This window comes from Cognatiyoonia sp., assembly GCF_965661665.1.
Lineage (GTDB): Bacteria > Pseudomonadota > Alphaproteobacteria > Rhodobacterales > Rhodobacteraceae > Cognatiyoonia.
Genome location: NZ_CBFIEO010000006.1, coordinates 1 through 24,661 on the forward strand (window position 1 = coordinate 1; position 24,661 = coordinate 24,661).

The following is a 24,661-nucleotide window of genomic DNA, read 5'->3' on the forward strand; positions in this document are numbered from 1 at the left end:
AAACGGGCTACGCGCAAACAGTATTCGGCTGAAGAGAAGATCCGGATTGTACTGGATGGGTTGCGCGGCGAGGACAGTATTGATGAGCTGTGCCGTCGTGAGAGAACATCTCAGGGCCTTTATTATAAATGGTTCAAGGACTTCATGGAAGCTGGAAAGTAACGGCATGCCGGTGACACAGCGCGTGCAGCGACAAGCGACAAGGTTAAAAACCTTCGCCGCGAAGCCCGTGACCTGAAGGAGGTTGTGGCAGAGTAAACGCTTGAGCTTCGGCTGCTCAAAAAAAGCATGGTTGGAGATGGGGCGACGACGAATGAGATACCCCGCATCTGAGAAGCTGGAGATCATTCGGTTGGTCGAAGAAAGTCATCTCTCGGCACGCCGGACATTGGCCAAGCTGGGTATCCCCCGCACCACATTCTATCGCTGGTATGATCGGTATCTACAGCGTGGCGAGGCCGGTCTGCATGACCAATCTCCCAAACCTAAGCATGTCTGGAACCGGGTGCTCATCGAAGTGAAGCGCAAGGTCGTGGATCTTGCTCTGAAAGAAACGGAACTGTCACCGCGCGAGCTGACTGTCACGTTCACCGACCAAGAGCGCAGCTTTGTGTCGGAATCCACAGTGTACCGCACGCTAAAGGCGCATGACTTGATTACCAGCCCTGCTTTCATCGTGCTGAAAGCCGCGAATGAATTTGAGCATAAGACAACGGCCATCAACCAGCTTTGGCAAACCGATTTTACCTATCTGAAGGTTCTGGGTTGGTGCTGGTTCTATCTCAGTATTGTTCTGGACGATTTCAGATTCATGTCGCCCATAAACCACGCCTACTTAGCGACAATGGGTCCAGCTATGTCTCGAGCAATTTAGCTGAATGGCTACAAGGCAAGGGTATGAAGCAATCACGCGGTGCGCCATATCATTTTCAGACTCAAGGCAAAATTGAACGATGGCATCGAACCTTGAAGAACCGGATCTTGCTGGAGAACTACTTCCTGCCGGGCGATCTCAAAGCCCAGATTGAAGCCTTCGTCGATCACTACAACCATCAGCGCTACCACGGGAGTCTCAACAACGTCACACCTACTGACATCTACTTCGGACGGGACAAGGCCATTCTGAAGCAACGAGAAAGGATCAAACAGAAGACCTTCGAAACGCGATGCTTGCGTCAAAGAAAACGCGCCGCATAATCACACCAACCAGATGAGCAGAACACTCTCTTAGGTTAGGAAGCTCTTGGTTCCAATAATTTTGACGACGGACACGTTATGGATGAATCGAAAGAAAAGAGTATCGGGGGGAGCGCTGCCTTTTGGATTACCAAGAGAGTGGCTGATCTTTTTGTTTCTTTCGCTTTGCTACCGTTGGGGTGCTTTGCATGCTTAATTCTGCTTATTCTTAACCCATTTCTGAACCCGGGTTCGTTGTTCTTTTCTCAAACGCGTGTTGGTAAGCGAGGGCAACTGTTTAACATATACAAATTCCGTACGATGATAGGCGATGCCGCTGAGTACAAATTTGCCGTTGATGAGACGAATCGGATCACGCCTTTTGGGCGCTTTATGAGGCAGTTTCGGATCGATGAACTGCCTCAGGCCTTGAATGTCCTGAAAGGTGAAATGAGCTTCATCGGGCCAAGACCTGAACAGCCAAATTTCGTTGAGCAATATAGAGTGCAGATCAAATCCTATGATCATCGGCATCTCATTCGGCCTGGAATTACTGGATTGGCGCAAGTTGAAATGGGCTACACCTATGATGAACACGGCACCAAAGGAAAACTGAAGTACGACCTTCAGTACTTGAAAAAAAGCGGATTTCGGATGGAATTCTATATAATTTGGGAAACCTTGATTACGATTTTTACTGGGTTTGGTGCAAAATGACCTCCGATAAGGCGCGGATTCTATTGACTGGTGGACTCGGCTATATAGGGTCTCATACCTACCTGGCACTTCTCGAAGCCGGATATGAAGTAACCATCATTGACAACTTTCATAATTCAAGTCGGTTGGTTCTAGAACGGCTCGCACATTTGGGTGGCGAATCTGTAGATTTTGTCGAATGCGACGTGCGGAACAAACAGCACATCACACAGTTATTCAAAGATCGTAACTTCAAGGCGGTCGTGCATTTCGCGGCTTGGAAGGCTGTCGGAGAATCCGTCGAGCAATCGATCGCTTACTTTGGAAATAACATTGGAGGTTTACTCAACCTTCTAGATGTCATGGCACAATTTGATGTGAAACGTATGGTTTTCTCTTCCAGTGCTACTGTTTATGGAGAGCCTCAGTATTTGCCGATCGATGAAGCACATCCAACAAGCTCGACCAATCCATATGGCTATACGAAGAAGTCATCTGAAGAAATTTTGGGTCAGGTCAAAGACAGTAATCCTGAATGGAATTTTGGTATCTTGAGATATTTTAATCCTGTTGGAGCTCATCGGAGTGGTGAAATTGGTGAAAGCCCATTGGGGAAACCGGCAAATTTAGTTCCGTTCGTTGGTGACGTTGCGGTTGGCAAGCGGGACAAAGTGGTCGTTTTTGGCAGTGATTTTGATACTCCCGATGGAACGGGTGTAAGGGACTACATCCACATTGAAGATTTGGCAGAAGGTCATGTCGCTTCGCTAAATTTGCTTCTTCACAAAGATCAATCACACACAGTGAATCTCGGAACGGGAAAGGGGCTCTCTGTTCTTGAAGTGATCGAAACCTACAGCCGTGTTAGCGGTCAAGAAATTCCATTTACTATTGGTGATCGAAGGGCTGGCGATATTGCCCAATGTTACGCCAATTGTGATGCAGCTAAATCAGTCCTCGGTTTCGAGGCAAAACGATCTATTGAAGAGATGTGTCGTTCGAGCTGGCAATGGGTTTCCAAAAACTACGTTGCAGTTGGAAATACAACAGAAGATACAATCTAGTATGTTTTCAAAGACGCAAAACCATTTTAGATCAAGATATCCGTACGCTTATTCTATGGCTAAGTCGGCCATAAAAGTCAGCGGAGCGGTGTTTTCTCGTCCCCGAACATTACCATCAGATACATTTGTATTCGGCTCAAGCTTTGATGAGAGCTTTTTTGGCTATCACGATAGCCTGCCACGCAACGACAAGGGCGTGCTTTTTTCAAGGGATAAGGGATGGACAATCGTTTGTCGTAGCGGCTGAAGTCTCCGAGACAATCTGTGAAATTCAAACGAGCGCAACGAACTGGCAGCAAGGCAACCGATGTCAATGGGTCTCCGATACCCGCTTTGTTTTTAACGATATCAAGTCGGACCGGAACATTTCTGGTTTTCCGCATAATTTAGAAGCAGAGGCTACTTTAGAACTTGCGTCGCCCGTATTGTCCAAACTGTCCGTCGTCAGAATTATTGGAACCAAGAGTGGCGTAAGCTAAGAGAGTTTTCTGTCCATATGGTGTGATACCTTAAGTTGCCTCTATTCAGCCGCCTCCAGGTAATCCTCCATTGGTGGGCAAGTACAGACCAAATTCCGATCGCCGTAGACGTTGTCGACGCGGTTGACGGGCGGCCAGTATTTGTCGACGCGGAACGCACCAGCGGGGAAGCAGCCTTGTTCGCGCGTATAGGGGCGGTCCCAATCGCCGACGAGGTCTTCGACTGTATGCGGGGCATTCTTGAGCGCGTTGTTCTCCCCGTCGATATTGCCCTCTTCGATTTCGGCAATCTCTGCACGGATCGACAGCATCGCATCGCAAAAGCGATCAAGCTCTGCTTTATTCTCGGATTCCGTCGGCTCCACCATCAGGGTGCCCGCCACGGGCCAGCTCATCGTAGGCGCGTGGAATCCGCTGTCGATCAAGCGTTTGGCGATATCGTCGACTGTCACGTGAGCGCTGTCGGCGAAGGGACGCGTGTCCAAAATGCACTCATGCGCGATGCGGCCCGTCGGTCCGGTGAACATGATGTCGAATGCGCCTTCGAGCCGCTTCGCGATGTAGTTGGCGTTCAAGATTGCGATGCGTGTGGCTTGGGTCAGCCCCTCCCCGCCCATCATTAAGCAATAGGCCCAGCTGATCGGCAACAAAGACGGTGAACCAAAGGCCGCAGCCGAGACCGCCCCTTCACCACCGTTCGGATCACCGGGCAAATGCGCAATCAAGTGGTCTTTCACCCCAATCGGACCCATGCCGGGGCCACCACCGCCGTGCGGGATGCAGAAGGTTTTATGCAGATTGAGGTGGCTCACGTCGCCGCCCAGATCGCCAGGGCGCGACAAGCCAACCATTGCGTTCATGTTCGCGCCATCAATGTACACCTGACCGCCGTGGTCATGGGTGATCTTTGTCACCTCGGTCGCGGTTTCCTCAAACACGCCGTGGGTCGAGGGGTATGTAATCATGCAGCCAGCAAGGTTCTCTGAATGCATCTCAGCCTTCGCGCGGAAATCGTCCAGATCAATGTCGCCATTTTCAGCCGATTTGATTGGGACAACTTTCCAACCCACCATTTGAGCCGAAGCGGGGTTGGTCCCATGTGCAGACATCGGGATCAGGCAAACGTTTCGATGCCCCTGCCCCTGCGCCTGGTGATAAGACGCAATCGTCAAAAGCCCCGCATATTCACCCTGCGCGCCAGAGTTCGGCTGCATCGAAATCGCGTCATAACCTGTGATGTCACAAAGCTTCACCGACAGATCATCGATCATCTCATGATACCCTGCGGCCTGATCTTTGGGCGCATAAGGGTGAAGTAGCGAAAACTCACGCCAACTCACCGGCATCATTTCAGCGGCGGAGTTCAACTTCATCGTGCAGGAGCCTAACGGGATCATCGCGCGGTCCAGCGCAAGATCACGATCCGCCAAGCGCCGCATGTAGCGCATCATCTCTGTTTCCGCGCGGTTCATGTGGAAGACCTCGTGGGTCAGGTAATCCGACGTCCGGATGAGCTTTTCGGGCATGGAATAATGCGGCGTGTAGTCCTTATCCTCACGATCCACACCGAACGCCCGCCAAACAGCCTCCAAAGTTGCTGGCCGTGTCCGTTCGTCCAAGGTGATGCCCACCTTCGTCTTGCCGACCGCGCGCAGGTTGATCCCCTCATCCACGGCAGATTTCATCACCGCTTGCTGGAGCGGGCCAACCTCGACCGTGATGGTGTCAAAGAACACCTTGGGTCGAACGTCAAAACCTGCGTTCTTCAAGCCCTCGGCCAGCCGTGCGGTTTTCCGATGGATACGCTGCGCGATAGCCTTGAGGCCTTGAGGTCCGTGGAAGACCGCATAGAATCCGGCCATCACCGCCAACAGCGCCTGTGCGGTGCAGACGTTCGACGTCGCCTTTTCGCGGCGGATGTGCTGTTCGCGGGTTTGCAGCGACAGACGGTAGGCGCGGTTGCCATGTGCATCAATCGACACGCCGACAATCCGCCCAGGCATATTGCGGCCATAGGCAGATTTCGTCGCCATGTACGCCGCGTGCGGTCCGCCGTATCCAATCGGAACACCAAAGCGCTGCGTGCTGCCTACTGCAATATCAGCCCCCATCGCGCCCGGCTCTTTCAACAGCGTAAGCGACAGAGGATCGGCGGAGATGATACCAATCGCCTTTTGCTCTTGCAGGGCTGCCATCTCATCGGTGAAATCGCGCAGGTGCCCGTAGGTCCCGGGATATTGGAAGATCGCGCCAAAGACCGCGCTGGCGTCCAGATCGTCCGGCGCCCCGACGATGATTTCTATCCCCAACGGGGCCGCGCGGGTTTTCATCACCGCGATGTTTTGCGGATGGCAGTTCTCATCAACGAAGAAGGCTTTAACCTTTGATTTCGACACCCGCTGGGCCATCGTCATTGCTTCCGCGCAAGCGGTTGCTTCGTCGAGAAGGGAAGCGTTGGCAATCTCCAACCCTGTCAGATCACACACCATTGTCTGGAAGTTCAAAAGCGCCTCCAAACGCCCCTGCGAAATCTCCGGCTGATACGGCGTGTAGGCCGTGTACCACGCGGGGTTTTCGAGGATGTTCCGCTGGATCGCGGGCGGCGTGACTGTGCCGTGATACCCCTGCCCGATGAGCGAGGTAAGAACCTTGTTCTTGGACGCTGTGACACGCATGTGGTGCAGCAATTCCCGCTCTGACTTTGCCTTGCCAAAATCCAGCGGCTCTTTCTGCCGGATTTGCTTCGGCAACGTGTCATCGATCAGTGCGTCCAGACTTTCTGCACCGACCACTTTCAACATCTCCTCCATCTCCGCAGGGGATGGGCCGATGTGACGGCGGTTGGCAAAGTCGTAGGGCAGATAATTTGTTGGCTCAAATGTCATGACACGTCTCCCGAATGCGCGTTATTCGACCATTGCTTTGTAAGCGGCTTCATCCATGTACTCGTCCATTTGAGACGGGTCGGACGGCTTGATTTTGAAGAACCAGCCTTCTTCCATCGGATCGTCGTTCACCTTCGCAGGTTCATCGGCCAAGGCTTCGTTAACTTCGACGATCTCACCATCGAGTGGCGCCAAAATGTCGGAGGCAGCTTTGACCGATTCGATCACCACAACCTCATCGTCTTTCGACACTTCGGTGCCGGTTTCTGGCAGTTCAACAAAAACAATGTCGCCCAGCTGCGTTGCCGCGTGTTCTGTGATCCCGACGATGATCAGATCGCCGTCGTGCTTCAGCCATTCGTGCTCTTCTGTGAATTTCATGGGGGTCCCCTCCTGTCTTATCGTTTGAAATTTGCAGGTGTGAACGGCAGCGCCGTCACGGTGAGCGGAAGGCGTTTGCCCCTCAGCTCACCATATACTGTTGTGCCAATCGCAGATTGCGCCTTGGGAACGTATCCCATCGCAACGGGCCGCTCGACCGTGGGGCCAAACCCGCCGGAGGTGATCTGACCGATCTGATCTGTGCTGTCTGCGCTGGCAAAAAGTGGAACGCCTTCGCGCATCGGAGCGCGGCCTTCGGGCAACAAGCCGACGCGCTTGCGCGCAGGCCCGTCGTCAAACTCTCTCAAGATGCGGTTCGCACCGGGGAAGCCCTCTGCCCGCACACCACCCGTACGGCGGACCTTCTGAATGGCCCAGGTCAGCCCAGCCTCAACTGGCGACGTCCCTTCATCAATGTCGTGACCATAAAGGCAAAGCCCCGCCTCCAGCCGCAAGGAATCCCGCGCGCCAAGGCCAATCGCCTCCACATCCTCTTGCGCCAGCAACGCTGCGGTCAGTTGTACCGCCTGCGCCTCTGGCACCGAAATCTCATAACCATCCTCGCCTGTATAGCCAGAACGGGACACCCAGCACTCTACGCCCACCAACTCCACAGTCGCCACATCCATGAAGGCCATATCAGCGACCACTGGGCTGAGACAGCTCAAAGCTGCCTCAGCCGATGGCCCTTGCACCGCAATCAGCGCTCGATTCGTGATTGGTGTGACGGTCAAAGCTGGCTCCAACGCCGCTTTCAACCGCGCAATGTCGGCGTCTTTGCAGGCAGCGTTCAACACCATGAACATGTGGTCGCCGCGGTTGGCGAACATCAGATCGTCTTCGATCCCGCCCGCCTCATTCGTGAAGAACCCATAACGCTGACGCCCTTCGGCCAAATCGATTGCATTCACGGGGATCAGCGCCTCAATAGCTTCGGCCACCACAGAATAGGGCGCACCATCTATTCGGACTTGTCCCATATGGCTGACATCAAAAAGACCGGCCTTCGTTCGCGTCTGGACATGCTCTTTCATCACGCCAAGGCTGTACTGAACGGGCATCTCATAACCCGCAAACGGCACCATCTTGGCGCCCAACCCGACATGCAGGTCAAAAAGCGGTGTGCGCAACAGATCAGACATCTGTCTCTCCTAATTCGCTCGCAGTGACCTGAGATCGGGGCGAGGCATCCATTTGCGCAAGTAGCCTTGCGCAGCGATGCCCCCTCTGTCCTTTTGCCTGAGATCGTTATCCCTTCGGCGCGCGCTTTTGCGTCTCTCCAGAGTCTTACGTCACCGCACCGGTCCATTGGCCTGAGAGATTACCGGGGCGGTTGCTCCTTCGGCACGGACGATTCCGTTCTCCCGATGCGATAAACGTTTCGTATCGGAAACATATTTCCCAAGCAAGTCACCTTTGATTGAACCGCACCAATTTTCCATCAAAGTTTCCCTAAGGGAAGGACCTAGAAATCATCAACAATCCAAGACCCATCCGGCTTTTTCCTTTGAAAACAGAAGACTTAGAAAAAAAACGTTGTGCAATTCAAAAATCGGGGGAACACTGCTCGTATCAATAAATGCGAGTCTCTTGGGTGGGATGACAGCGTTCGATTAGAAACCGAACCACCGATCAACAGCACGACAGACGTTTCAACGTCCCGGGCCGTCTTGGCCAGTAAGCTGTTTATTCTTACCTTTCCAGACCAACGCATACGTAAAAACAGAGAGGGTATAATGACTAAACTTACCGGTATTCTGGCTGTTGCGGCGCTGATGTCGTCCACAGCTATTGTGAATGCGGAAACGCTCCGTTGGGCGCGCGCTGGTGACGCGCTGACGCTGGACCCACATTCCCAGAACGAAGGCCCATCCCATACGATGCGCCACCAGATGTATGAGCCGCTGATCATCCGTGACACAGCAGGCAACTTCGTTCCAACACTGGCCACAGACTGGGCACCAAGTCCTGATGATCCGAACGTCTGGGTCTTCAACCTGCGCCAAGGCGTAAAATTCCACGACGGTGCTGACTTCAACTCCGAAGACGTGGTGTTCAGCATCAACCGTGCGAAACAGCCAAACTCCGACATGAAAGAGCTTTTGAACTCGATTGTCGAAGTGCGTGCAACAGGCGACTATCAGGTTGAGTTCGTCACAGATGGCCCGAACCCGATCCTACCATCCAACCTTACAAACCTCTTCATGATGGACAAAGGTTGGACTGAAGCGAATAACACCGTGAACGTGCAGGACTTTGAAGGTGGTGAGATCACCTATGCCACAACAAACGTCAACGGCACGGGTGCGTACACCCTCGTCAGCCGCGAACCAGACGTGAAAACCGTCATGGCGCGCAATGAGAACTATTGGGGCATTGATGAGTACCCAATGGAAGTCAGCGAAATCGTCTACACCCCTATTCAGAACGCAGCGACCCGTGTTGCAGCACTTCTGTCCGGTGAGGTGAATTTCCTGCAGGACATGCCAGTGCAAGACTTGGCACGTGTTGATGAAGCCGACGGACTGGTAGTCAAAAAGGCCCCTCAAAACCGCGTCATCTTCTTTGGTATGAACCAAGGTGCTGCGGATCTTGAGGCTGACGACGTGGAGGGTGCAAACCCACTCGCAGATCTGCGCGTGCGCAAAGCAATGTCCATGGCCATCAACCGCGATGCGATCCAGCAAGTCGTGATGCGCGGCCAGTCAGAGCCTGCAGGCATGATCGCACCGCCATTCGTTAACGGCTGGACTGCTGAGATGGACGGAGAAAGCTCCACTGATGTTGAAGGCGCAAAGGCGCTGATGGCTGAAGCAGGTTATGGTGATGGTTTCTCCATCCGTCTCGACTGCCCGAACGACCGCTACATCAACGATGAAGCCATCTGTCAGGCGGCTGTTGGTATGCTAGGTCAAATCGGGATCACAGTGAACTTGGAAGCCATTCCAAAGGCGCAGCACTTCCCGAAGATCACAGACAGCAAGACAGACTTCTACATGCTGGGCTGGGGTGTTCCGACATACGACTCCGAATACATCTTCAACTTCCTCGTTCATGGTCGTGAAGAAAGCATCGGGTCTTGGAACGGCACAGGCTACGACAACGACGAGATCGACGTTTTGATCGAGTCACTGGCCTCCAACACCGATCTCGATCAGCGGAACGCAGATATTGCCACGATCTGGCGTGCGGTTCAGGACGATCAGCTTTACATCCCAATCCACCACCAGGTGTTGAACTGGGGTATGGCTGAAAACGTCGGCGTCGAAGTTGACGCAGAAGACCAGCCGCGCGTGAAGTTCTTCACTATGAACTAAAACAAGACCGTTGGCCGCATCATTAATGGTGCGGCCAGCGTTTTCTATTGGCTTGACGGGGCCCTGCCCCCCACGGACAATGAAGGGCGACGTTGCTTTCATTCATCCTTAAACGCATCGGCCAGTCTGTCTTGGTGTTAATCATCACAGGCGCCATCGCCTTTTCTATGTTCCGATTTGTGGGCGACCCGATCGACAACATGCTGGGCCAAGAACGTACCCTTGAAGACGTAGAGCGATTGCGCGCACAGCTCGGGCTCGATCAGTCCGTCTTCGTCCAATATTTCAAGTTTTTGCAGGGGGCCATCCAAGGCAATTTTGGCGTCAGCTATCGTCAGGGGCGCGAAGTCTCGGAAATCCTGCTCGAACGCGCACCTGCAACGCTGGAACTTGCCGCCGTCTCCGCCATCTTCGCGGTGGTCGTGGGCATCGCACTTGGCGTCTTCACGGCGATCCGGCGCAATGGCTTTACCGCCAACTTCATCATGTCGGCGTCACTCATCGGCGTCTCGCTTCCCACATTCTTGATCGGCATCTTGCTCATCTACCTCTTCTCCGTTGAACTCGGCTGGCTTCCCAGCTTCGGACGGGGGGAGGTCGTGGACCTCGGCGGCTGGACGACAGGCTTTTTCACGGAGAGCGGGTTAAAAGCCCTGATCCTGCCGTCGATCACCCTCGGGCTTTACCAGATGACACTCATCATGCGGCTGGTCAGGTCCGAAATGCTCGAAGTCCTCCGACAAGACTACATCCGCTTCGCCCGCGCCCGTGGCTTGGCCGAACGCACGATCAACTTCCGCCATGCACTGAAAAACACGATGGTCCCCGTGATTACGATTATCGGCTTGCAACTGGGTGCGATCATCGCTTTCGCCATTATCACGGAAACCGTATTCCAATGGCCGGGCCTTGGCCTGCTTTTCATCAACGCGATCCAGTTCGTCGACATCCCCGTGATGGCTGCCTACCTCATGCTGATCTCTGTGATGTTCGTGATGATCAACCTGCTGGTGGACATCCTTTATGCCTTCATTGACCCCCGCTTGAGGGTATCGACCTGATGACTGATCAAACCGCCCCAACACCCCCGACCCGCCTGCGCCGTGCGCTAGACAGTGACCTGTTCTACGCCTTCAAACGCTCGCTGATTGCGATGGTCTCCACCTTTGTTGCGCTGCTGCTGATCCTGTCCGCGGTATTCGCGCCACTGGTCGCCACGTCGAACCCGTTCGACCCATCGACGCTAAACCTGATGAACGGCTTCTCCGCCCCGATGGAGCCGAATGCGTTTACCGGAGAAACCTTTCTCATGGGCACCGATGACCAAGGGCGGGACGTCTATTCCACCATCCTCTACGGGATGCGCATATCGCTCTTCGTGGGGTTCGCTGCGGTGCTCTTGGCCGTTGTGCTTGGCATCATCCTTGGACTGCTGGCGGGTTACTTTGGTGGCTGGACTGACAGCATCATCATGCGCGCCGCTGACGTGCAACTGACCTTCCCATCCATCCTCGTTGCTATGTTGATCTTTGGGATCGCCAAAGGCATCACGCCGGTCGAATACCGCGACCAAATGGCGATCTGGGTGCTGATCCTCGCCATCGGCCTGTCGGACTGGGTGCAATTCGCCCGCGTGGTGCGCGGTGCGACGCTGGTTGAGAAATCCAAAGACTACGTCGCCGCTGCCCGCCTCATCGGGCGCAAACCTTTCGCAATCATGCTGCGGCATATCCTGCCCAATATCCTGTCACCTGTGCTGGTCATCGCGACAATCTCCCTCGCCCTTGCGATCATCGCCGAAGCCACACTCAGCTTCTTGGGCGTCGGAGCACCACCAACCCAACCCTCCCTTGGCACACTCATCCGCATCGGCCAAGGTTTCCTCTTCTCGGGCGAATGGTGGATCCTCTTCTTCCCCGCCTGCACGCTTCTGGCCCTCGCCCTCTCCGTCAACCTGCTGGGCGACTGGCTCCGCGACGCGCTGAACCCGAGGCTGAAATGACCGAACCCGTCCTCTCCATCCGCAACCTCACGGTTGAAATTCCCACCCGTCACGGGCTTTTCAAACCTGTGCGCAACGTCAGCTACGATATTCATCCCGGTGAAATCCGTGGTGTCGTGGGGGAAAGCGGCGCTGGTAAGTCGATGACCGGCAACGCGGTCATTGGCCTGCTCGACGATCCAGCGAAAATTGCTGAGGGCGAGATCTGGCTCAACGGACGCCGCATCGACAACGTCAGCACTGCAGAGAAACGCGCGATCCGGGGCAAAGAGATAGGCATGATCTTCCAAGATCCGCTGACCTCCCTCAACCCACTCTTCACCATCGGCGAACAACTGGTGGAAACGATCCAGCTCCACCTCAACGTGTCGGCGTCGGAGGCAAAGGCGCGTGCCCTCGCCCTCCTCGACCGCGTATCTATCCCAAACCCGAAAGAGCGTTTCAACCAATACCCGCACCAATTCTCCGGCGGGATGCGTCAGCGGGTGGTGATCGCACTAGCGCTCTGCTCCGAACCCTCCGTCATCGTCGCGGACGAGCCGACAACCGCGCTCGACGTCTCGATCCAAGCGCAAGTGCTCGACCTCATCAAAGAGCTGGCCGAAGAACGCAAAGTGGGTGTGATCTTTGTCACCCACGACATGGGCGTCATCGCCGACACGACCGAAGAAGTCACAGTGATGTACGCGGGCGAGGTTGTGGAAAGCGGACCGACCGATCAAATCCTTAGCCACCCAATCCACGAATACACCAAATCCTTGATCTCTGCCGTGCCGCGGCCGCAAGTGAAGGTCCACCGCTTCCCGCAAGTCAGCTACGGCGGGCGGGAGACGACGTTCAAGATCGAAGACCTCGCCCGCAACTGGGACAGGTCGAAATCCTCGAAAACGGGGACACTGGTTGAGGTGCAAGGCGTTACCAAAAAGTTTGTTGAGAAATCCGCGATCCTGCCGTCGATGCGCAAATACTTCACCGCCGTCGACAACGTCTCCTTCGATATCAAAGATGGGGAGGTGTTCGGCCTCGTCGGGGAAAGCGGCTCCGGCAAATCCACCGTCGCCCGCATGATCGCCACGCTCTATGACACAGACGGCGGCAGCATCTTGTTTGACAGTGATGAAATCACGAAGATGGATGCTGATGCGCTGACGGCCTATCGCAACGAAATCCAGATGATCTTCCAAGACCCGTATTCAAGTCTCAATCCACGGATGAAGGTCGAACAGATCGTGGGTGAGCCGTTGAGCCACCTGAAGCTCCTGCCCAAAGACCAGATCAGGGGCCGCGTGTTGGAGCTTTTGGACCGTCTGGGCTTAGGTGAAGAGGCTGGCGTCAAATATCCGCATGAGTTTTCTGGCGGTCAACGACAGCGTATTTCTATCGCGCGCGCGCTTGCCACTCAGCCGCGCTTTCTCATCTGCGATGAGCCAACCAGCGCTTTGGATGTGTCAATCCAAGCGCAGATCCTCAACATCCTGAAAGACTTGCAAGAGCATCTGGGTCTCACCATGCTCTTCATCAGCCACGATCTGCCTGTGGTTCGCCAGATGTGCGACCGCGTCGGTGTGATGAAGCAGGGCCAGCTTGTGGAAGTGCAAGAAACCGAAAGCCTCTTCAACAACCCGCAACACCCCTATACGGTGCAACTCTTGGAATTAATGCCAAGGCTCGCGCAGTTGGAGGCTTAGAGGGCCTCGCCACGCCTGACGGCAGCTTCGACGGTAGCGATATCCTCTGCGCTTAGACCATAATCCCGCGCTGCAACCTCCGCGCTGAGGTACCCGCGCGCCAGATCGCGTTTAACCAAAGCCACATCACGCTCCGCCGGATCGCCGTAACCCGCGCCGCCAGGGAAGGCCATCATCACTTTGCGGCCATGTGGGACGAACTGTTTGCCTTTCACATGCATCGCTGTACCGTCGTCTTGTGCGATGGTTGTGGGCGCCCCTTCGTGACCGCCGCGCCGCCCTTTGGCGGGATGCTGACCACGGTCGAACATGGCTTGGATATCGAACTCATGCCCCACCATCGCGCCCACTACCATAAACTGACCTAGCCCGCCACGGGTCTTGCCCGCGCCACCGCTGTCAGGACGCAACTCCTTGCGCCAGATGATGACAGGGCCCGCGTGTTCCGTCGCCTCAATCGGCATCGTCATCACGCCGGAAGGGAAAGCCGTGGCATTCAGCCCGTCATACTCAGGCCGCGCCCCTGATCCGCCAGAATTGAAGGTGAGTACTTCTGACCGCCGCGCATCGAGCGGGACGGGTGCATCGGTGCGAGGACGCAAAGACACTTGGAAATTGCACAGACATCCGGCCCCTTCCGCAGGCACCAAACCCGGCACGATCTTGTCAAAAGCGTTGAACACAGCATCCGGCACGAAATGCCCGACGATATGACGCAAGGCGACTGGGGCCGGATGCACCGCGTTCACAATCGTCCCTTCTGGCGCCGTCACCTCAAACGGCGCGAGCGAGGCGGCATTGTTCGGGATCTCAGGTGCGATTGCGACTTTGAGCGCGTAGCAGGCATAAGCCTTGGTATAAACGAGCGGACAATTGATGCCCTTCTTGTCCACCCCGCTCGTGCCCGTGAAATCCGTGAAGATCCGGTCCTCTTCCACCGACACAGTCACCTTCAAAGTGATGGGCTTCTGAAAACCGTCAACGGTCAATTTGCCCTCGGCACTGGTCCTCGGTAGTTTGTTGATCGCTTCCAAAGTCGCGCGGTGGGAATTGTCGAAGATGAACGCCGCAATCCCTTCCAGGTCGTCGAGCGCGAATTCCCCCATCATGTCAATGAGCCGCCGATGGCCAATCTCATTGCACGTCGCCAAGGCGTAAACGTCACCGATCAACTGATCCGGCTCCCGCACGTTGCCACGAATAATCCGCGTTAGGGTCTCATCCACCGCGCCCCGCTCGGCAAATTTCATGATCGGGATGTAGAGTCCTTCTTCATAGACACTCTGCGCGTCCGCCCCAAAGCCACGCCCGCCGATATCCACGATATGCGCGGTGCAAGCCAAGAAGCCAACGAGCGTCCCCTTGTGAAAGGACGGTGTGACCATCGTGATGTCATGCAGATGACCCGTCCCCTCCCACGGATCGTTGGTGATATAAACATCGCCTTCGAACATGTTGTGCCGCCCGATCCGACGAATGAAATGCGCCACAGCGTCGGCCATCGCGTTCACATGGCCAGGTGTGCCTGTGACCGCCTGTGCCAGCATTTTGCCCGTCACATCATAGACCCCTGCCGACAGATCACCCGCCTCGCGGACAGAGGTTGAAAAGGCCGTCCGTACAAGTGCCTGCGCCTGTTCCTCCACGATGGAGATCAGCCGGTTCCACATCACCTGAAAGGCGATGGTTGATGTTTGCTCTGGCATGACCCTACCCTTTCACCTTGATGTCGATACAGCCGTCCGGCTGCCGGATGGCCTGCCTGCTGGCTGGCACAATGATCGTCGTCTCCGCCTCCACCACTGCGGCGGGGCCGGCGACTGTATCACCGGAGCCCATCCCGTCCCGCGCCACCTCTGCCGCGTCGGCAAAGGCCCCGCTTGCAGGGTCGAAAACGGGTCGCTTCGTGTCTGACGCGGCGGATGCGCCACCTGCCACCTCTGTGATGCGGCTCACATCTTCCGGCGGGGTCGTGGCGTTGACCGACCAGACGGTGATCTCTATATCCATACCCGCAACTGGGCGCCCGAAAAGCTTCGTATAGTCTTCCTCAAACCGCGCTTCGAACACCTCGGCCACGGGGGTCATCGCCTGATCCTCCGTCAGATCAATCGGGATTTCCCAACCTTGGCCGGTGTAACGCATGTAGACCTTGAACCCGCTCAGGATCGGCGCGTCAGCATCGCAGGTGCGCACAAACCCCGTCGCCTCCGCCTTAAGCTCCGTGAGCAGGGTCTTAATCGCCTCAGAATCAAAGTCGCTCAACTTCATGTAGACGGAGCGGTTCGCCTCAAAACTGAACGGGGCGCGCAGGAATCCGATGGCGGATCCAACCCCCGCCCCCGGCGGCACCAGCAAGCGGTCGACGCCCAGCTTTTCACACAGCCGGCCGGCGTGAAGCGGGGCCGCACCGCCAAAGGCTATCATCGTGTAGTCTGATAGGTCTTCGCCATTCTCGACCGCGTGCACCCGCGCGGCGTTGGCCATGTTTTCATCGACCACTTCGGCCACGCCAAAGGCGGCTTCAACAGGGCCCATCTCCAAAAGATCGCCCACATGCTCGGTCAAGGCGGAACGCGACGCATCTGGATGGAGCGTGATCGACCCGCCCGCGAAGTTGTCAGGGTCGAGCTTTCCCAAAACAAGATCAGCATCCGTAACGGCGGGCCGTGCGCCACCGCGCCCATAACAAGCCGGACCCGGCTCTGATCCCGCACTCTCCGGCCCCACGCGGATTTGGCGCAGCGCATCCACATGCGCCAGCGACCCACCACCGGCGCCAATCTCCACCATATCAATCACAGGGATCGAAATCGGCATCCCCGACCCTTTCTTGAACCGATAGGTCCGCGCCACTTCGAACACGCGGGATGTCTTGGGCGTCTGATTTTTGATGAGGCATATCTTCGCCGTCGTCCCACCCATGTCGAAAGACAACACCTTATCCAACCCGTAACGCGCCGCGATATGGGCCGCAAAAACCGCACCACCGGCCGGACCAGATTCAACCAACCGCACGGGAAACTCCGCCGCATTCTGCAAGGAAATAATCCCGCCGGCTGAATGCATCAGGAAAATCCGACATCTGACGCCCTCGGCACGCAAGCGATCCTCCAACCGACCAAGGTAGGAGGCCATCAGCGGCTTGATATAGGCATTGGCGACAACGGTGTTGAACCGCTCATACTCCCGCATCTGCGGGCTGACTTCGGAGGAGATTGAGACTGACACATCCGGCAACCGTTTAGCCAGAATGTCGCGGATCATCTCCTCATGTTTCAGATTCAGATAGGAATGGATGAGGCCCACCGCAACAGAGGTGAAACCAGCCTCCGCTATCTGATCGACCACGGCTTCCACATCCGCTGGATCAAGGTCGATCATCACCTCGCCCTTGGCGTTCACCCGCTCCTCCACCACAAACCGCATTTGGCGCGGGAGGAGTGGTTCCGGCAAGGTCAAGTTCAGATCATATTGCTCAAACCGGCTTTCAGTGCGCATCTCAATCACGTCGCGGAAACCCTTCGTCGTGATCAGCGCGGTCTTCGCTCCGCGCCGTTCGATGAGCGCGTTGGTGGCCAACGTCGTGCCGTGAATGATCTGCTCAATGTCAGAGGTTTTCACGCCAGCCTTCGCGCAAACCTGATGCATCCCGTCAATGATCGCGTCTTCCGGCGCGGCGTAAGTTGTCAGCACTTTGGTGGAAAAGACATCCCCTGCAACCTCAAGCACAACGTCCGTAAACGTCCCACCAATATCGACGCCAAGGCGGATGGTTTGCGACGGCATGGGAATCTCCTAACGGGTGGTCTTGGAGTGAGTGTCACAACTCCGTCAGGTAAATTCAAATCGAAAAGAAAGCCGGGGCACAGAAAGCGACCTGGCGGATTTCTTAGAAAACTAAGTCTGCTTCGGTCAGGGTGAATGCAGTGGCAGACACGACTGTCACTTCAGCCTCTCAACCACGATCGTTCTCGAAGCTGACAACATCCGTGGTGTCATCGACCTGTTCGATGTCGACATCGCCCAGCCGTCCACATTGTCCAACCGCGACAAGTCGATCATGTCGATCCCATCTTCCCAATCGGTGATGGTGCCCCCACGCGAGTTGTCGTTGAAGAGGAACGTGTCAGCATCGGCACCTCTGGTCAGCGTGTCCTTGCCACCAGTGGAGGCGAGCACATCTTCACCCGCGCCACCGTTCATGGTGTTTTTGCCATGACTGCCTTCCAACCAGTCATTGCCAGCACCACCTGACATATCGTCCCTGCCACCGCCACCAAAGAAGAGGTCGTCCCCTGCGCCGCCGTTGATTTCATCATACCCTCTGCGGCCATGAATATTGTCAGCCCCATCACCCCCTGTGATAACGTCATTCGCACTCCCCGGTGTGATAGCTTCGGTCACACGACCGTCTGACCCTTCTGTTTGAGCTGGGTCGGGCTCCCCCGCATCGCCATAGATGACGATACGATCATTTCCATCTCCTGGATCGACATTTTGAACACCTGAACCGATAACCAAACGTTCATTTTCTTCACGTCCAACGATCTCTGTTTTCAAGGTTAGTCTCCGTCAATTTTGTTGGCCCTCAAGCGGCTTGCATGGGGCAGGACGCTAGGGGTGCGCAAAGTGACGAAAAAGATCGCGGCAAAATCTGGGCAGGAACGCGCGTTCACCTGCCATCGGTCAGCGGTTTCCCACTGTCAATCGGTGACCTAAAGAAATTGTAAAATTGGTTAACTATAGGTTTTATTGAACTAACTTTATGTTGTTTTTAAATCATAAACGGTCTGCACCCATTCCTTGTACCGGCCCTTTACCGCCAACAAAAAGCGCTCAAATAAGCAGCAGTTTGAACAGTTGCTTAGTGAGCTAACTATGGTCGCCAAATTGAGAACAGTCATAGGCGAAAATTTTCCATAAATTTGGCAAATTATCGCGGACCGTAATTGGCAAATGCCGCAATGGCCTCGGCAATCTCAGCCTCGGATAGCAGAACTACTTCACCTGCTGCCCGCGCCAGCAGGTACGACTGCGCCAAAACCTCAAGCTCTCCCATGCGCCACATCGCTTTGGTGAAATCCTCACCCAGCACCGTCGCGCCGTGGTTTGCCATCAGGCACCCGTGCCGCTCTGCCATTGCCGCGACAACAGCCTCTGACAGCCCTTCGCTCCCAAACCGCGCGTAATCGGCCACCGGCACGTCGGCACCCCCGAAGAGGCCAATCATGTAATGACAAGGCAGGATCGGCTCCCGCAGCATCGACAGCGCCGTGCAATGCACGGGATGTGCATGGACCACCACATGCATATCCGGCCGCGCGTTCAACAGATCGCGGTGAAACCGCCATTCCGACGATGGCTTATGTAGCCCCCAAACCTGCCCCGTCTCCAGCGACACACGCACGATGTCTATCGACGCCAACTGCTCATAAGGAATCCCCGACGGCGTTATCAGCATCTCCTCCCCCACACGGGCGGAGATATTGCCGGAGGTGCCTTGATTGATCCCTTCGGTATTCATCCGCAAGCAAGCATCAATGATCGCTTGCCGAACCTCGGTCGTGTTCTCGTACATCAGGCCCCCGCCAGATCAGGGAACATCGCGGCAAGGGCGGCCTCCGTTGGTTCGCACACGCCGCGCTCCGTGATCAGGCCCGTCACCAGATCCGCAGGCGTTACGTCGAAGGCAGGGTTCGCAACCTGAGCGCCATCGGGTGTGATCTGCACCTCCGTCACCTCACCCGCCGCGTTCTTGCCCCAGAAGATGTGACTGATCTCCCGCCCGTCGCGTTCCTCAATCGGGATCTCCTTGCGGCCATCCCGCGCCGTCCAGTCAATCGTGGACGATGGCAGCGCCACGTAAAATGGGACGCCATTGGCCGTCGCCGCGAGCGCTTTCAGATAGGTTCCGATCTTGTTACACACGTCCCCCGCCCGCGTGGTGCGGTCCGTGCCCACGATCACCATATCGACCTGCCCGTGCTGCATCAGATGCCCGCCCGCATTATCGACGATGTAGGTGTGGGGGATGCCGTGGCTCCCCAGCTCCCATGAGGTGAGCGAGCCTTGGTTCCGTGGCCGCGTCTCATCCACCCACGTGTGGATTGGGATACCCGCGTTATGCGCGTGATACATGGGAGAGGTCGCCGTGCCCCAATCTACCGTCGCGATCCAGCCCGCGTTGCAATGGGTCAAAAGGTTGACCGGCTCTCCTGCCGGTTTCTTAGCGGCAATCTCCTTGATGATCTCCAGTCCATGCACGCCGATCATGCGGTTCGTCTCCACATCCGCATCGGCCAGATCATGGGCAAATTGCAACGCGGCGGCAAAACGCTTCGTCTCCGGCAGTTGCATCACCACCGCCCGCGCCCGATCTAAAGCCCACTTGAGGTTGATCGCCGTCGGCCGCGTTGCATAAAGAACCGAATAGGCATCCTCAAACGACCGATCCGTCGGGTCGTGCTGCATCGCAAAGGCCACACCATAGGCCGCTGTCGCCCCGATCAAAGGCGCCCCCCGCACTCGCAGCTCATAAATCGCCGAGGCATAGTCATGCAGCGATCCAAGCTGCTGCGTCACGAACTCATGCGGCAACCATCGCTGGTCGATAATCTCCAACGCCGCCTCTGCCTCGTTCCACCAGAGCGACCGGTAATGTACACCATCAACTTTCATAAGAATCCTCTATGGTTGTGATCACAGTAGAAGGGGACGACCAAGATTCGCTAGGGGTGAAGAATTCCATTCTTTCGCGACGCCCGACGTGCAATCTAAATCGCCAAAGTCGTTTTGAGGTCAACCTTCCAACACAGCGTCTGCGATGGCGGCACCGCACGTCTTAGTATCGGCAGGACCACCAAGATCAGGCGTACGCAGGCCTTCTTCCGACAATACCCGCTCTATCGCCGTAATGATCGCGGCACTGGCCTCAGTCGCGCCGAGATGCTCCAACATCATGGCCGCAGCCCAGATTTGACCAACTGGGTTGGCAATGCCTTGGCCCGCGATATCTGGTACCGACCCCTGCGCAGGTTCAAACAATGAAGGGAATTTTCCTTCAGGGTTGATATTGTCAGACGGCGCAATCCCAATGGTGCCGGTACACGCCGGACCGATATCAGAGAGGATATCCCCAAAGAGGTTCGAAGCAACGACAACGTCAAACCAATCAGGATGAAGCACGAACTGAGCGGTCAGAATATCGGTATGATATTTGTCTACCTTGATGCTGGGATACTGTGTCGCCATCTCCGCGACTCGCTCATCCCAAAAAGGCATGGTGACAGAAATCCCGTTGGACTTGGTTGCGGAGGAAAGATGCTTGCCGCGCTTTTCAGCCAGATCGAACGCGTACTTCAAAATGCGATCGACACCAACACGGCTTATCACGATCTCTTGTATGACAATCTCACGGTCCGTTCCTGGAAACATCTTGCCGCCAATGGATGAATAATCACCCTCGGTATTCTCGCGCACGATCATCATGTCGATATCTCCCGGCGTGCGCCCCGCCAAAGGCAGCGGAACACCTGGCATTGCGCGGGCGGGACGCAGGCTGACATACGGGTCAAATCCGCGACGGAACTGGATCAACGAGCCTCAAAGCGATGTATGATCTGGCACAACATGAGGCCAACCAACAGCGCCAAAGAACAATGCATCGCAGCCAATCAGGTGATCCTTCCAATCATCGGGGAGCATTTGCCCGTGTTTGGACTAATACGCGGCTGACGCGAAATCGTGATCTTGAAAATTAAAGCCGAGGTCGAAGCGCCGCGCGGCAGCCTCAAAAACACGCACGCCTTCTGGCGTGGTTTCTTTCCCAATCCCATCACCTGGAATAACAGCAATCTTCCAACTGTTCTTTGCCATATCTCCGCTCTTCCTGCTTTATCGGCGTATATTGAACCTTTGCGAATAACAACGCGGCGCGCCCAATGCGTCCAAGGCTTCAACCGTTCCACATGCTCTCCCTCCACCTTGCACCCTGCCCCAACGTCAGCTACATAATCCCCAATCCGTCGGGGGGCCAATTGGCTGAGAGGTAGCGATACCGACCCGTCGAACCTGATCCGGGCAATTCCGGCGTAGGGAACGGGTGATAGTGCGAGACCAACCGCCCCCCATCCGCAAACCTTTCGTCCGATGCGCCCCTGCGAGGGAGGCCGCTATGGTCGCAAAGGCACTGACAATCGCAGGCTCTGACAGCGGTGGCGGCGCAGGGATTCAAGCTGATCTCAAAGCGTTCAGCGCCAATGGCGTCTTTGGCACTTCCGCCCTCACTGCGATCACGGCGCAAAACACCGTCGGCGTCACCGCCGTCCACGCCGTCCCCATCGATGTGGTGGCCGCACAAATCGAAGCTGTGCTGACTGACATCCGGCCCGATGCCATCAAGATCGGGATGCTCTTCTCTCCCGACCTTATTGAGACGGTGGTGAACGCGCTTGAAGGCTACAACGGCCCAATCGTCCTCGACCCAGTGATGATCGCCAAATCTGGCGATGCGCTTTTGCAGGACGAAGCGATTGACGCGCTCAAGATACTGATGCTGCCGCGTGCTGACCTGCTCACACCCAACCTCCCCGAAGCCGCGCGCCTGCTGGACCAGTCCGAGGCAACGACGGAGGAGGCGGCCAAAGCGCAAGCCGCAGCGCTCCGCACTCTAGGCCCTGACGCGGTGCTGATGAAAGGCGGCCATGCGGCGGGGGACACCTGCACCGACGTCCTGCTCACAGGCGACGGCCAGCACGCCTTCACCGCCCCCCGCATCCACACGCGCAACACGCATGGGACGGGCTGCACCTACTCCTCCACCATCGCGGCGAATCTTGCGAAAGGCATAGCAATGCCCGCAGCGGTGGAGACGGCGCATGGCTACCTCCATACCGCGATCAAAACCGCGGATGAGATTGAAATCGGCGCGGGCCGCGGCCCCGTGCACCACTTCCACGCAATGTGGGGCTGACGTGTCGCAAGTGACCATCATCGGTGGCGGTGTTGCCGGATTGTGCGTTGCGCAGACGCTGCTGTCACGCGGCGCAGAGGTCACCATCTATGACGGTGGCGGCGCCCCTGGCCCCCATGCCTGTTCTTGGTGGGCTGGCGGAATGCTCGCCCCGTTCTGTGAAGGCGAAAGCGCGGAAGAACCCGTGATCCGCCTCGGGCAAGAGGCCGTAAAATGGTGGGATAAACACACAGGCGCCGTGACACGGAAGGGATCACTGGTCCTCTCCCCCACGCGGGATGAGGCGGACTTGCGCCGTTTTGCCCGCCGCACCACCGAGCATAGAGAGCTTGATGCCGACACCATCGCAACCCTTGAACCTGACCTTGCAGGCCGGTTCACCAAGGGGCTTTTCTTTGAGACAGAGGCGCATCTCAATCCACGCGCGGCCCTGAGCACGCTGCGCAAGGAACTCATGCTTTCAGGCGCGCTTTTCGTGTCCAAGAATGCTGAGCCAAAGACATTTGCGGAGATGGGTCTGACGATCGATTGCCGTGGCTACGCCGCAAAAGAACACCTCACCGACCTACGTGGCGTGAAGGGGGAGATGCTGGTCCTGTCCTGCCCTGAGGTGAAGCTCAACCGACCCATACGCCTTCTGCACCCGCGGATGCCAGTTTACATCGTCCCGCGGGGCGACGGGGTCTTCATGCTCGGTGCGACGCAGATCGAAGCTACTGCCAGCAAGAAGGTGACTGCGCGGTCGATGTTGGAACTCCTCTCTACCGCCTACGCGCTGAACCCCGCCTTTGGGGAGGCGGAAATCCTCGAAACCGGCGTCGACAACCGCCCTGCCTTCCCCGATAATCTGCCGCGCATACGGCGCAACGGGAATCTCATTTGCGCCAACGGATTGTTCCGGCATGGCTTCCTTTTGGCCCCTGCACTTGCCCGCATGGTGGCAGAGGTGATCTTTGACGATGCGACACCGGAGGTAATGGATGAACCTGCTGCTTAACGGCACGCCAATCACGTCCGAGGCTAACGCGTTAGACACCGTTTTGGCAGAGAATGGCTATGCCGAAGCGACCGTGGCCACGGCCGTGAATGGGAACTTTGTGCCCGTGACCCTTCGCGCCACCCACACCCTCACCGACGGCGACCAGATTGAGGTTCTGGCACCGATGCAGGGGGGCTAAGCGATGCGTGATTTCTATAGTGTCACCCTCGACAACGGTTTCATGCTGGGCACGGCCCAATACCCGTCGCCTGCAATTCTGGCAGATGCGTTCAAACGCTCTGGCGCGTCCGTGGCGACTGTCTCCCTGCGCCGCGAAAGCGGGCAGGACCGCGCGGGGCAAGACTTCTGGACGCTCGTTAAAGACCTTGGCGTCCATATCCTGCCCAACACCGCAGGCTGTCACACGGTCAAAGAAGCCGTGACCACCGCACATATGGCGCGGGAGGTGTTTGGCACCAAATGGATCAAGCTCGAAGTCATCGGGGAGGAGGACACGCTGCAACCAGACGTGTTCGGTCTGACCGAAGCTGCGCGGATCTTGTCGGAAGACGGTTTCGAAGTCTTCCCCTACTGCACCGAAGACCTCGTCGTCGCAGGCAAGCTCGTCGATGCGGGCTGCAAAGTTCTGATGCCGTGGGGCGCGCCCATTGGTTCGGGCCAAGGCTTAAACAACGTCTTCGGCCTCCGCGCGATGCGCGCGCACTTTCCTGACATTCCGCTGGTAGTCGACGCTGGCCTCGGACTGCCTAGCCACGCCACGCAGGCGATGGAGCTGGGCTACGACGCCGTTCTGCTGAACACCGCCGTTGCCAAAGCCGGTGATCCGGCACTGATGGCCGAAGCTTTCGCCACTGCGATCATAGCAGGCGTGCAGGCCCGTGAAAGCGATCCAATGGAGCCCCGCGACATGGCCGCGCCATCCACTCCTGTGATCGGAAAGGCGTTTTTGTCGTGATGAGCTTTCAAATCAGCGCCACGTCCCTGACCCTGTATGGGGGA

At 56.5% G+C, this 24,661-nt stretch carries 18 protein-coding genes, 2 pseudogenes and 2 riboswitches; of the genes and pseudogenes, 11 read left to right on the top strand and 9 right to left on the bottom strand.

What is annotated here, in order from left to right; genetic code table 11:
• The 3 genes and pseudogenes from ACTF5F_RS05055 to galE all read left to right on the top strand — a co-directional run.
• A pseudogene (locus tag ACTF5F_RS05055) lies at positions 1–1,197 on the top strand (helix-turn-helix domain-containing protein); the annotation flags it as partial.
• Positions 1,198–1,275: 78 nt separating this feature from the next.
• Positions 1,276–1,893: a sugar transferase gene (locus ACTF5F_RS05060; protein WP_438955794.1), complete on the top strand. Its 618-nt coding sequence runs from the start codon at positions 1,276–1,278 to the stop codon at positions 1,891–1,893.
• Entirely contained in the window at positions 1,890–2,936 is a 1,047-nt protein-coding gene (gene galE, locus ACTF5F_RS05065) for a UDP-glucose 4-epimerase GalE (protein ID WP_438955795.1), read from the top strand. Before ACTF5F_RS05060 ends, galE begins: the two co-directional genes overlap by 4 nt.
• 520 nt (positions 2,937–3,456) lie before the next feature.
• Here galE and gcvP read toward each other — a convergent pair.
• The 3 genes from gcvP to gcvT are packed head-to-tail and all read right to left on the bottom strand — an operon-like array spanning position 3,457 to position 7,823.
• Positions 3,457–6,300, bottom strand: coding sequence for an aminomethyl-transferring glycine dehydrogenase (gene gcvP, locus ACTF5F_RS05070; RefSeq protein WP_438955796.1), 2,844 nt, complete (start codon positions 6,298–6,300; stop codon positions 3,457–3,459).
• A 21-nt stretch (positions 6,301–6,321) separates the two neighbouring features.
• Positions 6,322–6,681, bottom strand: a complete 360-nt coding sequence (gcvH, locus tag ACTF5F_RS05075; RefSeq protein ID WP_438955797.1) for a glycine cleavage system protein GcvH — start codon at positions 6,679–6,681, stop codon at positions 6,322–6,324.
• 17 nt (positions 6,682–6,698) lie between these two features.
• Positions 6,699–7,823, bottom strand: a complete 1,125-nt coding sequence (gcvT, locus tag ACTF5F_RS05080; RefSeq protein WP_438955798.1) for a glycine cleavage system aminomethyltransferase GcvT — start codon at positions 7,821–7,823, stop codon at positions 6,699–6,701.
• 149 nt (positions 7,824–7,972) lie between these two features.
• A riboswitch (glycine riboswitch) is annotated at positions 7,973–8,058 on the bottom strand.
• A 359-nt stretch (positions 8,059–8,417) separates the two neighbouring features.
• Here gcvT and ACTF5F_RS05085 point away from each other — a divergent pair.
• The 4 genes from ACTF5F_RS05085 to ACTF5F_RS05100 all read left to right on the top strand — a co-directional run bounded on the left by ACTF5F_RS05085 (position 8,418) and on the right by ACTF5F_RS05100 (position 13,688).
• Entirely contained in the window at positions 8,418–9,998 is a 1,581-nt protein-coding gene (locus ACTF5F_RS05085; protein ID WP_438955799.1) for an ABC transporter substrate-binding protein, read from the top strand.
• A 92-nt stretch (positions 9,999–10,090) separates the two neighbouring features.
• The gene (locus ACTF5F_RS05090) at positions 10,091–11,059 is read left to right on the top strand and encodes an ABC transporter permease (RefSeq protein WP_438955800.1); all 969 of its coding nucleotides are present in this window, start codon (positions 10,091–10,093) and stop codon (positions 11,057–11,059) included.
• Positions 11,059–12,000 (top strand): ABC transporter permease, encoded by a 942-nt coding sequence (locus ACTF5F_RS05095; RefSeq protein ID WP_438955801.1) that lies wholly within the window; start codon positions 11,059–11,061, stop codon positions 11,998–12,000. Before ACTF5F_RS05090 ends, ACTF5F_RS05095 begins: the two co-directional genes overlap by 1 nt.
• A complete protein-coding gene (locus tag ACTF5F_RS05100) occupies positions 11,997–13,688 on the top strand; it encodes a dipeptide ABC transporter ATP-binding protein (protein WP_438955802.1) in 1,692 nt (563 codons plus the stop codon). Before ACTF5F_RS05095 ends, ACTF5F_RS05100 begins: the two co-directional genes overlap by 4 nt.
• Here ACTF5F_RS05100 and ACTF5F_RS05105 read toward each other — a convergent pair.
• The 6 genes and pseudogenes from ACTF5F_RS05105 to ACTF5F_RS05130 all read right to left on the bottom strand — a co-directional run bounded on the left by ACTF5F_RS05105 (position 13,685) and on the right by ACTF5F_RS05130 (position 21,566).
• On the bottom strand, positions 13,685–15,394 hold the full coding sequence (locus ACTF5F_RS05105; protein ID WP_438955803.1) for a hydantoinase B/oxoprolinase family protein: 1,710 nt from the start codon (positions 15,392–15,394) through the stop codon (positions 13,685–13,687). The genes ACTF5F_RS05100 and ACTF5F_RS05105 overlap by 4 nt on opposite strands.
• A gap of 4 nt (positions 15,395–15,398) precedes the next feature.
• Complete coding sequence (locus ACTF5F_RS05110; RefSeq protein WP_438955804.1) at positions 15,399–17,477, bottom strand: hydantoinase/oxoprolinase family protein; 2,079 nt, start codon at positions 17,475–17,477, stop codon at positions 15,399–15,401.
• A 156-nt stretch (positions 17,478–17,633) separates the two neighbouring features.
• Entirely contained in the window at positions 17,634–18,251 is a 618-nt protein-coding gene (locus tag ACTF5F_RS05115; RefSeq protein ID WP_438955805.1) for a calcium-binding protein, read from the bottom strand.
• Positions 18,252–18,624: 373 nt separating this feature from the next.
• Positions 18,625–19,269: a class II aldolase/adducin family protein gene (locus ACTF5F_RS05120; protein WP_438955806.1), complete on the bottom strand. Its 645-nt coding sequence runs from the start codon at positions 19,267–19,269 to the stop codon at positions 18,625–18,627.
• The gene (gene mtnA / locus ACTF5F_RS05125; protein WP_438955807.1) at positions 19,269–20,369 is read right to left on the bottom strand and encodes an S-methyl-5-thioribose-1-phosphate isomerase; all 1,101 of its coding nucleotides are present in this window, start codon (positions 20,367–20,369) and stop codon (positions 19,269–19,271) included. Before mtnA ends, ACTF5F_RS05120 begins: the two co-directional genes overlap by 1 nt.
• A 120-nt stretch (positions 20,370–20,489) precedes the next feature.
• Positions 20,490–21,566, bottom strand: a pseudogene (locus ACTF5F_RS05130) (tartrate dehydrogenase).
• Between the two features lie 140 nt (positions 21,567–21,706).
• A riboswitch (TPP riboswitch) is annotated at positions 21,707–21,805 on the top strand.
• Between the two features lie 59 nt (positions 21,806–21,864).
• Here ACTF5F_RS05130 and thiD point away from each other — a divergent pair.
• From thiD to ACTF5F_RS05150, 4 genes are read left to right on the top strand one after another with little or no spacing between them, the layout of a single operon-like run.
• Positions 21,865–22,662, top strand: coding sequence for a bifunctional hydroxymethylpyrimidine kinase/phosphomethylpyrimidine kinase (gene thiD, locus ACTF5F_RS05135; RefSeq protein WP_438955808.1), 798 nt, complete (start codon positions 21,865–21,867; stop codon positions 22,660–22,662).
• 1 nt (position 22,663) lies between these two features.
• Complete coding sequence (thiO, locus tag ACTF5F_RS05140; protein WP_438955809.1) at positions 22,664–23,659, top strand: glycine oxidase ThiO; 996 nt, start codon at positions 22,664–22,666, stop codon at positions 23,657–23,659.
• A complete protein-coding gene (gene thiS, locus ACTF5F_RS05145) occupies positions 23,643–23,840 on the top strand; it encodes a sulfur carrier protein ThiS (RefSeq protein ID WP_438955810.1) in 198 nt (65 codons plus the stop codon). The genes thiO and thiS overlap by 17 nt, the downstream gene beginning before the upstream one ends.
• A gap of 3 nt (positions 23,841–23,843) precedes the next feature.
• Complete coding sequence (locus ACTF5F_RS05150; protein ID WP_438955811.1) at positions 23,844–24,617, top strand: thiazole synthase; 774 nt, start codon at positions 23,844–23,846, stop codon at positions 24,615–24,617.
• Positions 24,618–24,661: the final 44 nt, after the last annotated feature.